The following is a 9,104-nucleotide window of genomic DNA, read 5'->3' as shown; positions in this document are numbered from 1 at the left end:
GTGTCCCGGGCAGTCAACGTGCGCGTAGTGACGGATAGAAGAATCATATTCAACGTGAGAAGTTGCGATAGTAATACCACGCTCACGCTCTTCTGGGGCGTTATCGATACCGTCAAAAGCGACAGCCTTACCACCGAATACTTCTGCGCATACACGAGTCAGTGCTGCTGTCAGAGTAGTTTTACCGTGGTCAACGTGGCCGATTGTACCAACGTTAACGTGCGGTTTATTACGTTCAAATTGTGCTTTAGCCATTGCCATTTACCTTGAGTAAAGTAAGTGTGATTACCACGTTGCCACATACAACAAAGGGCAGACATATCGCTATATCTACCCTCTGAAAAAATGGAGCTCATGGGCGGATTTGAACCGCCGACCTCACCCTTACCAAGGGTGTGCTCTACCCCTGAGCCACATGAGCACATCAAACTGGAGCGGGTAGCGGGAATCGAACCCGCATCATCAGCTTGGAAGGCTGAGGTTCTACCATTGTACCATACCCGCCTAACAGCTATTGGTGGTGGGGGGTGGATTCGAACCACCGAAGCTCGCGCGTCAGATTTACAGTCTGATCCCTTTGGCCACTCGGGAACCCCACCCTACCAATACTTCACCGCTTAAATGGTGCCGGCACCAAGAGTCGAACTCGGGACCTACTGATTACAAGTCAGTTGCTCTACCAACTGAGCTATACCGGCATCAGCTGCGAAGTGGCGCATATATTAATCACGCACCCCTGTGCTTGCAACCCCTTTACATGATTTTTTTTCGATTTTTATGGCAGAATTAAGAAACTGGTCTACCTCTTTGATTTTATTGCCGGTTTCAACCGAACTATTGGCTTCCACCCAGACTTCGAAAAGACTCTCCTGGCTAACAACCTGATACTCCTCAGGCTGAAACAAACCGATCAGGGCACTTTTCGCCCGATTCAGCTCCGCCCGACTGCCATAACGACCAATAATATAAATCGGCCGGGCATTCAGCCGCGCCTCTTCAGCCCGGAGCCCCAGCGCCGTCAGGTTATCAAGCAGCGCTTTCTGGGCATCCGGCCGCACCGGTCGATCCAGGGTCAGTTCATAGGCCAGTATCCGCTCGACCTCTACGGGTGCGACCACTGAGGCAACTCCCTGCTGCTCCAGCCGATCCTGCAACTCAAAAGCAACAGCTTCATCAGCAATCCCACTGATCACCTGACACCAGGGCCCAGCCGCTGGCCGTGACCTGTCCTGCTGCTCCGCTGGCAATAACTCCGCTGAAGTCACTGTCAGCGGTTCAGCATCTGGTTGCTGCGTACTGCGTGGCAGCAGTAGCGAGCTATCCTCCTCCTTTAACAACCGCAGACGGGTGACATCAGGTGGGATAACCTCCGCATTGCTGGCCTGCGGCTGACGCATCTGCCAGCCAAAATAGATCGCATTCATCAGCAACAACAGAATAAACAGCCAGCGCACCCTAATCTCCGATCGCCAGTGACAGACCATCCATTACCAGATCAGGACACCAGATTGCCCCCTCAACCAGAGAACAGAATAGCTCACCATCACCACCCGTAACATAGACCGGCTGCCCCGCCGCCTGGCGCATAACCTTTTCGGCCAGCGACAGCAATAACAGACTAAGACCATGCTGTACCGCTTCAGTTGTATTTACACCGGGGGTAGCGTTAAAGCCTGCAATTGAGTGATCAACCATAATCTCTGCGGTATTGCTTAGCAGGTTACGACTCATCAGCTGAATACCCGGCATAATATAGCCGCCCCAATGCTGGCCCGCGTCATCCAGTTGCTCTACCGTAATTGCACTGCCGCAATCCACCACCCAACAGGCGCGCTGCGAACGCTGCCAGGCACTCAGAATAGCCAGCCATCGATCCACTCCCATCCGCGAAGGGTCGGCATAACTATTGACCACACCGCAGGCAGAAGCACTGGTAACCGCGAACTCAGGCAGCAATTGCCAGCGCTGCCTGACGAAATCCCGCAACGCCTGATTCACCCGATCACCAGCGACCGAAGCAACCCTGACCCGGTCTATTACTGCAGGCCACGCCACACTGTCCAGTTCATTATGCCGCACCCGGCCTCTCAGACCCGTTCCGGCAACCCGCCATTTAACAAAGGTATTTCCCGCGTCCAGATCAAGAATATTCATGCCAGCCGCACACTCACTTCGCCGCCATGGAAGGCCTCCAGCTTACCCTCTGCCTCCAGCAACAGCGCGCCACTCTGATCCACACCTCGACAGATGCCCAACTGCTGACGATTCCCCAGGTTCAGACTAATGACCTGATTACGATGAGCATTGGCCGCCTGCCACTCCTCCCTGAACGACACAAACCCCTCATCAGAGAACTGCTCCAACACCGGCACCAACTCATTCATCAGCCCTGCCAGCAGCCGGTTACGTGATGGCGCTACACCCAGCACCTGCTGCAGATCCACCCAGGGCTGATCAATCGACTCAGCCGCTGCCTCCGGCATATTTACATTGATGCCCACACCGATTACCACAAAGCAGTCACCCGCCGCATCTCCACTCATCTCCAGCAACACGCCCGCCAGTTTACGGCCACGCCACAGCAGGTCATTTGGCCATTTTACGTCGACATCATTAATGCCGAATCGCGTCAGCCCCCGAATTAGTGCAACACCCACCGCCAGACTCAACCCTTCGAGCGCAGCCGCACCATTACTAAACTGCCAGGTCAGTGAAAAATAGAGATTACTGGCAAACGGACTGGCCCAGTTGCGTCCTCTTCGTCCACGCCCCGCCGTTTGCTGCTCCGCAAGATAGAGCGATCCATGACCATCCTGGTAAACTGCAGCCATCGCTTTAGCATTGGTGGAAGGAATAGCCAGATCAATATCGATCAGCCGGAGTTTACCGCTAACATCGGAGTCCAGCGCATCATCGATCAACTCACGGTTGAGCAGATCCAGACCACCAGGAATCCGGTAACCTCGCCCTTTTACACTATAAATCTCTAAACCAGACTCTTCGATGCTCTTAATCTGCTTCCAGATAGCGCTGCGACTCACGCCCAACGCCTTACCCAAGGCCTGTCCGGAATGAAATTTACCGTCAGCAAGCACAGCCAATAGCGGCTCAATCATAGCGACATCCCTCAGGAGATCCGTTTGAGAACAATAAAGCTGTAATCATAGGGGTTATGCCCCGCAGCCGAAAAATCTTCCCGACCGATCTCAGCCCAGTCACCCGGATAAAACTCTGGAAACCAGGCGTCACCGGCAACCTCGGCATGCACCTGAGTCAGATATAGACGGTCCACCAGGGGCAGCGCCTGTTCATATATCTGCGCACCACCGATCACCATCGCCTCATCGCAGCCATCAATCATGCAGATACTTTCCGCCAGATCACGGGCCGCCTGCAGACTGTCCACCACCTTAACGTTATCAGGCTGATAGCTAGTATCGCGGCTGACCACGATATTGGTACGTCCCGGCAGCGGTCGGCCGATCGACTCAAATGTCTTACGCCCCATAATAATCGGCTTACCCATGGTGACCTGTTTGAAATAACGCAGATCCTCCGGCAGATGCCAGGGCAGGTTATTGTTGATCCCGATCACCCGGTTTTCGGCCTGGGCAACAATGATCGCCAGGTTCATATAATCTCCTTAATACTGGTACCAGCGCCTTGCTGTTTGCTAACATTGCAAGCTGAATTTAACCACAGGTGTTAATAACAAACCAATGAGACAGTATCTCGATCTTTGCCAACGGCTAATTAATGAAGGCGTTTGGGTAGAAAACGAACGCACCGGCAAGCGCTGCCTGACCGTTATTAATGCCGATCTTACCTACGATGTCGCGGCTGGCGAGTTCCCGTTGGTGACCACCCGCAAAAGTTTTTATAAGTCAGCCATCGCCGAGATGCTGGGTTATCTTCGCGGTTACAATAATGCTGCAGACTTCAGAAACATCGGCACCAAAACCTGGGATGCCAACGCCAACGAAAACGCCGCCTGGCTGGCAAACCCTTATCGCAAGGGCACCGACGACTGCGGTTTTATCTATGGCAAGGTCGGCCGGAACTTTCCCAAACCCGATGGCGGCAGCATCGACCTGCTGCGTAAAATTGTTGATGACCTGACACAAGGTATCGATGACCGGGGAGAGATCTATACTTTTTATCACCCTGGAGCATTCCACATGGGCTGCCTGCGTCCCTGCATGTACAGCCATCACTTTTCGCTGCTGGGCGATACTCTCTACCTCAACAGCACCCAACGCAGTTGTGATGTTCCCCTGGGACTGACATTCAATATGGTTCAGGTCTATTTCCTGCTGGCAATTATGGCGCAGATTACCGGCAAGAAACCGGGTAAGGCGTACCACAAGATCGTCAATGCTCACATCTATGAAGACCAGGTTGAGCTGATGCGTGATGTGCAACTCACCCGCGAACCATTCCCGCTGCCGACCTTTAAGATCAACCCGGATATCAAAACCCTGGAAGATCTGGAAACCTGGGTCAGCACCGATGACTTCGAGATCGAGGGCTATCAATATCATGACCCGATTCAATATCCGTTTTCGGTATAAAGATCACAACCCGATCAGACCACTGGCGTAAAGCAGACACCCCTATGTCGAAAATAAGAATTGGTGGATGGCAGCAAAAAAGCCAGCAAATCAAGTATGACAACCCCTGGATACAGGTCCGCCATGAAGAGGTTATCCGACCCAATGGCACCGAAGGCATCTATGGGGTGGTGCATTTTAAATCACGGGCTATCGGCATTATTGCGATCGACGATAATGACCATACCTGGCTGGTTCGTCAGAGCCGTTACCCCAACAATGAGGTCACCATCGAGATTCCGGAAGGAGGCGGCCCATTAGATGAATCGCCCCTTGAGGCAGCAAAACGGGAACTACGGGAAGAAACCGGGTTAACCGCAACCCACTGGCAACCCTTTATGGAGCTAAGAACCTCCAACTCGGTCACCGATGAGATCGCATTTCTCTTTCTGGCAACCGGGCTCACTCAGGGCAGGCAGCAACTGGAAGATACTGAAGATATCGAACTGATCAAATTACCTGTCAGCATAGCCATTGAGATGGCCATGAATGGCGAGATCACCGATGCTATATCGGTCGCGGCGTTACTTAAACTGGCGTTAGTTCGCCAGCAAACCAAGCTAACCAGGAAGAGCAGGCCCGAGCATATTGATAAGTGCTAAGTGTATCCCGGCGATAGGCTAAAACCAAAAGATCAACCCCTAACAATTTAAGTGTTTCATTCGCAAATCTCTAAGCCGATCAGCTTTCTTGATAAGAAGTAGCTTTAACTTTATCAACAACTATATATGTAATATTATTTGCAATACAAAACTTAACAGTTATACATCAAGAAGAAAACATGAAAATATTAGTAATCGGTGATAGTCATTCTATTTACTTTAACCTAACCAATGAACTCCGATCTTTAAATGAATCCTTCAAAGGCGTTGATGTTAAAGTCATAACTATACCCGGCTCAACAATATTAGGGTTTGGCAAAAGAGAAAGCACCTTGAACTCTAGGGAGTTATTTAATAATGAGCTTTTGATGTTCAAACCTGATTTTATATGCTTCGCATTAGGTCAAGTAGATATTGAGCTAGGACTTTATTATAGAATGGTGGTAAAAACTGAGAGCATTGATATTGATCAATACATCACTTCACTATGTGATGCTTATATAGATACGATTTCAATCATACAAAACGAGCATCAACTGCCTAACTCTGCAATAGGCCTAAAAGGAATAAACTTATCCGTTCTTACAAAATCAAGAGATAAGGCAGTTAATTACACTAACAGAATAATCACCGAAAACATTCAGGACAATAAAAGCATACAGCAGTATAAGGAAAAACTATCAAAATTATTGCCTTCCAACTTAGAACGATACTCAATCCACACCAGGTTTAATAAAGCATTAGCAGATAAAATTTCAGGCACATATAAATATTTCGACATTAACGATCTGATTGAAGATAGAAGAAACGTAGGACACTGTCAAAAAATATTTATCCCTTCGGGGCATGATCATCATATTTTAGACAGTTTATACATTAGAGAACTATCTATAGAGCGCCTTATAAAGTCATTCTTAAACTTACAAACGCATTAGCATTCTTACCAGACAGCCCGCAAAATAGACTTGGAGTTACGGGCTGTTTTTCTATGTGTATCAGTAAACTCTGGACCGATAAGCCAGGAACAGAAACACGGCACCAATCACGATCATCGGCAGTGACAGCACCTGCCCCATCGTCATCCAGTCCAGCGCCACAAAACCCAGTTGAACATCTGGCTGACGGAAGAACTCCACGCTGAAACGGAAGATGCCATAGAGAAGAAGGAACATCCCAGACACGGCCATTTTCGGCCGGGGTTTAGCCGAGTAGAACCATAGCACTACAAACAGCACCACGCCCTCCAGCGCAAATTCATAAAGCTGCGAAGGGTGGCGGGCGATCATATCGCCGGTGCGGGGAAAGATAACGCCCCAGCTTTGATCCGTTGGCCGCCCCCACAACTCACCACCAATAAAATTACCAATCCGCCCCGCTCCCAGACCAATGGGAATCAATGGCGCGACAAAATCGCCAATATCAAAATAGCTTTTCCGGTACTTATGAGAGAAATAGCCGATGGCCGCGATGACTCCCAGTAAGCCACCATGGAATGACATCCCCCCCTCCCATACGGCAAATAACCACAGCGGGTCATCAAGGAACTGGCCGAAGTTATAAAACACCACATAGCCAAACCGGCCACCCAGCACAACCCCGATGGCCCCCCAGAAGATCAGATCCGAGACCTGCTCCTCGGTCCAGCCGGAGCCGGGCCGCCGGGCACGCTTACCGCCGAGATACCAGGCGGAAGCAAAGCCAACCAGATACATCAGCCCATACCAGTGAATTTTTAACGGCCCTAACGCCACCGCAATCGGATCAATATTGTGAACCCACATCAAAACGCTCTTCCCTTACTTTAAATCAGCCCAGATATAACCACGCCTTAGGCGCATCCTACAATAGATAAATGACAGATTTTGTTTTTAAATGAAGCTGTTATATAACTGACACACTCATCAAAAAAGAGAGCTGCCCGTGTGCCTGATTTTGTTCGCCTATAACTACCACCCGGATTACAGGTTAATCCTCGCCGCCAACCGGGACGAGTTTTACCAGCGGCCAACCCGGCCGATGCAGTACTGGCCCGATCAGCCACTACTGCTGGCAGGGCAGGATCTTGAGCAGGGCGGCACCTGGCTGGGACTAACCCGCAGCGGTCGCTTCTCCGCCCTGACCAACCACAGAAACGGTCTCAGGCAGCCACAGGGCGTCAGCTCCAGAGGCAAGCTACCGCTGCAGTTTCTACTCAGCGAGATGAGCAGCCAGGCCTTTATTGATGACGTCAATGCCGACCAGTTTGATGGCTTTAACCAATTGATTGATGATGGCCAGCAGCTCGGCTATCTGTCAAACCGGGCCGATGCGTTACTACCGGTTCCTGAGGGCATTCATGGTATCAGCAATGCGCTCTTTGACACCCCCTGGCCAAAACTGACTGCGGCAAAAGCCGCGCTGAAAAACTGTATCGACAGTGGCCAGTTAACAGCTGATGCGCTGATACAGCTGATGCGCAACCCAACCACCTACAGCGATGAGCAGCTACCCGACACGGGTATCAACATTGAACTCGAACGGATGTTGTCAGCCAGTTTTATTCATAGCGAAAAGTATGGCACCCGGGCGACCACCGCCATACTGATCAGTCATAATGGTAATGCAGAGATTATCGAGCAGAACTATGATGCGCAGGGAGCAACTGAAAGCAACCGCTTCAGTTTTCACATCGAAAGGTGATCCGGTCATTCAGTCAGGAATGGTCGGTCTGGTAAGCTGCCCCAGTCCCAGCTCTTTCAGCGTACTGCGTAGCAGCATATGGATCTTATCCACATCATCCATCACAATAATCTGCCCCAGCAGCTCTCTGGAGCGCTCAAAACTGATCCCCCGCAGGGCAAACTTCACTTTAGGCAGGTTAGTCGCATTCATCGAGAGAACATCGTATCCCATCGCCATCAGTAGAATCGCACCACCGGGATCAGCCGCCATCTCACCACAGATACTTACCGAAACATTCTCTTTGTGCGCTTCATGAACAATAAACTGCAGCGCTTTTAACACCGCCGGATGGTACGGTACATAGAGACTCGCCACCCGGGGGTTGTTACGGTCAACCGCCAGCAGATACTGGGTCAGGTCATTGGAACCCACGGAGATAAAATCCACCCGCCGGGCAAAGCGGCGCACCTGATACACCGCTGCTGGTACTTCAATCATGACACCGATAAGCGGCTGTTTGATGGTATGCCCCTCTTCGCGCAACTCCTCCACGGCCTGAGCAATCAGCTTTTTCGATTCGTCAACCTCATGCACACTGGTCACCATCGGCAGCATGATGCGCAGATTATCCAGCCCCTCGGCAGCACGCAACATCGCCCGGATCTGCACCAGAAAGATCTCCGGATGGTCTAGCGTAACCCGAATACCGCGCCAGCCAAGAAAAGGGTTATCCTCCTGAATCGGAAAGTATGGCAGCGGTTTATCACCACCAATATCGAGAGTTCGCATGGTCACAGGACGGGGGGCAAACGCTTCCAGCTGTTTGCGATAGGTCTCCATCTGATCCTGTTCACTGGGGAAAAAATCGCGGATCATAAATGGGATCTCGGTCCGGTAGAGACCAATCCCTTCAGCGCCACGTTCCAGAGAGCGCGCCACATCGGTAATCAGACCGGTATTCACCCACAGTGGCATCCGATAGCCGTCGGTGGTCTCGGCTGGAAGGTCTTTCAGCCCCTCCAGCCCGGCGTTAACCTCGTTCTCTTCACGGATGATATCCCGGTAACACTGGGCCAGGTCTTCCGAGGGATTCACAAACACCCGCCCGGAGTAACCATCGAGAATAACCTGCAGCCCCTCAATCCGGGTATAAGGCAGATCAACCACCCCCATGACGGTTGGGATGCCCATTGAGCGGGCCAGGATAGCCGCATGGGAGTTACCGGAACCG

11 protein-coding genes and 4 tRNA genes are annotated in these 9,104 nt (G+C 51.2%); 4 read left to right on the top strand and 11 right to left on the bottom strand.

Annotated elements, in window-relative coordinates; genetic code table 11:
• From ACQY8X_RS20190 to ACQY8X_RS20150, 9 genes are all read right to left on the bottom strand, one after another.
• Window positions 1–255 (bottom strand): GTP-binding protein (locus ACQY8X_RS20190; protein WP_428036929.1); only part of this gene is annotated, 255 nt, incomplete at its 3' end.
• A 91-nt stretch (window positions 256–346) separates the two neighbouring features.
• Window positions 347–421: transfer RNA gene (locus ACQY8X_RS20185), tRNA-Thr, on the bottom strand.
• 9 nt (window positions 422–430) lie between these two features.
• A tRNA-Gly gene (locus ACQY8X_RS20180) sits at window positions 431–504 on the bottom strand.
• 11 nt (window positions 505–515) lie between these two features.
• Window positions 516–599: transfer RNA gene (locus ACQY8X_RS20175), tRNA-Tyr, on the bottom strand.
• Window positions 600–622: 23 nt separating this feature from the next.
• Window positions 623–698, bottom strand: a tRNA-Thr gene (locus ACQY8X_RS20170).
• Window positions 699–722: 24 nt separating this feature from the next.
• Entirely contained in the window at window positions 723–1,454 is a 732-nt protein-coding gene (locus ACQY8X_RS20165) for a hypothetical protein (RefSeq protein WP_428036928.1), read from the bottom strand.
• Between the two features lies 1 nt (window position 1,455).
• A complete protein-coding gene (locus ACQY8X_RS20160) occupies window positions 1,456–2,154 on the bottom strand; it encodes a type III pantothenate kinase (RefSeq protein ID WP_428036927.1) in 699 nt (232 codons plus the stop codon).
• A complete protein-coding gene (gene birA, locus ACQY8X_RS20155; protein WP_428036926.1) occupies window positions 2,151–3,116 on the bottom strand; it encodes a bifunctional biotin--[acetyl-CoA-carboxylase] ligase/biotin operon repressor BirA in 966 nt (321 codons plus the stop codon). Before birA ends, ACQY8X_RS20160 begins: the two co-directional genes overlap by 4 nt.
• 11 nt (window positions 3,117–3,127) lie before the next feature.
• Window positions 3,128–3,634, bottom strand: a complete 507-nt coding sequence (locus ACQY8X_RS20150) for a dihydrofolate reductase (RefSeq protein WP_428036925.1) — start codon at window positions 3,632–3,634, stop codon at window positions 3,128–3,130.
• A gap of 85 nt (window positions 3,635–3,719) precedes the next feature.
• Here ACQY8X_RS20150 and ACQY8X_RS20145 point away from each other — a divergent pair, with 85 nt between their 5' ends.
• The 3 genes from ACQY8X_RS20145 to ACQY8X_RS20135 all read left to right on the top strand — a co-directional run bounded on the left by ACQY8X_RS20145 (window position 3,720) and on the right by ACQY8X_RS20135 (window position 6,147).
• Window positions 3,720–4,571, top strand: a complete 852-nt coding sequence (locus ACQY8X_RS20145; protein ID WP_428036924.1) for a thymidylate synthase — start codon at window positions 3,720–3,722, stop codon at window positions 4,569–4,571.
• Between the two features lie 44 nt (window positions 4,572–4,615).
• A complete protein-coding gene (locus ACQY8X_RS20140; RefSeq protein WP_428036923.1) occupies window positions 4,616–5,212 on the top strand; it encodes an NUDIX domain-containing protein in 597 nt (198 codons plus the stop codon).
• A 179-nt stretch (window positions 5,213–5,391) separates the two neighbouring features.
• The gene (locus tag ACQY8X_RS20135) at window positions 5,392–6,147 is read left to right on the top strand and encodes a hypothetical protein (protein ID WP_428036922.1); all 756 of its coding nucleotides are present in this window, start codon (window positions 5,392–5,394) and stop codon (window positions 6,145–6,147) included.
• Window positions 6,148–6,207: 60 nt separating this feature from the next.
• Here ACQY8X_RS20135 and lgt read toward each other — a convergent pair whose 3' ends face one another.
• Window positions 6,208–6,993 (bottom strand): prolipoprotein diacylglyceryl transferase, encoded by a 786-nt coding sequence (gene lgt / locus ACQY8X_RS20130; protein WP_428036921.1) that lies wholly within the window; start codon window positions 6,991–6,993, stop codon window positions 6,208–6,210.
• Between the two features lie 139 nt (window positions 6,994–7,132).
• Here lgt and ACQY8X_RS20125 point away from each other — a divergent pair, with 139 nt between their 5' ends.
• Window positions 7,133–7,891: an NRDE family protein gene (locus tag ACQY8X_RS20125; protein ID WP_428036920.1), complete on the top strand. Its 759-nt coding sequence runs from the start codon at window positions 7,133–7,135 to the stop codon at window positions 7,889–7,891.
• A gap of 9 nt (window positions 7,892–7,900) precedes the next feature.
• On the opposite strand, the gene ptsP is transcribed toward ACQY8X_RS20125, so the two are convergent.
• On the bottom strand, window positions 7,901–9,104 hold a 1,204-nt coding region (gene ptsP, locus ACQY8X_RS20120), incomplete at its 5' end, for a phosphoenolpyruvate--protein phosphotransferase (protein WP_428036919.1).

The sequence above is a fragment of the Amphritea sp. genome (genome assembly GCF_050300915.1).
Taxonomy (GTDB): domain Bacteria; phylum Pseudomonadota; class Gammaproteobacteria; order Pseudomonadales; family Balneatricaceae; genus Amphritea.
The sequence above is the reverse complement of the archived record's forward strand: the minus strand, read 5'-3'. Positions and strand labels throughout refer to the sequence as shown.

Coding starts and splice junctions, on each gene's coding strand:
- birA (WP_428036926.1), bottom strand. CDS start 3,116: ATGATTGAGCCGCTATTGGCTGTGCTTGCTGACGGTAAATTTCATTCC.
- ACQY8X_RS20150 (WP_428036925.1), bottom strand. CDS start 3,634: ATGAACCTGGCGATCATTGTTGCCCAGGCCGAAAACCGGGTGATCGGG.
- ACQY8X_RS20135 (WP_428036922.1), top strand. CDS start 5,392: ATGAAAATATTAGTAATCGGTGATAGTCATTCTATTTACTTTAACCTA.
- lgt (WP_428036921.1), bottom strand. CDS start 6,993: ATGTGGGTTCACAATATTGATCCGATTGCGGTGGCGTTAGGGCCGTTA.
- ACQY8X_RS20145 (WP_428036924.1), top strand. CDS start 3,720: ATGAGACAGTATCTCGATCTTTGCCAACGGCTAATTAATGAAGGCGTT.
- ACQY8X_RS20160 (WP_428036927.1), bottom strand. CDS start 2,154: ATGAATATTCTTGATCTGGACGCGGGAAATACCTTTGTTAAATGGCGG.
- ACQY8X_RS20140 (WP_428036923.1), top strand. CDS start 4,616: ATGTCGAAAATAAGAATTGGTGGATGGCAGCAAAAAAGCCAGCAAATC.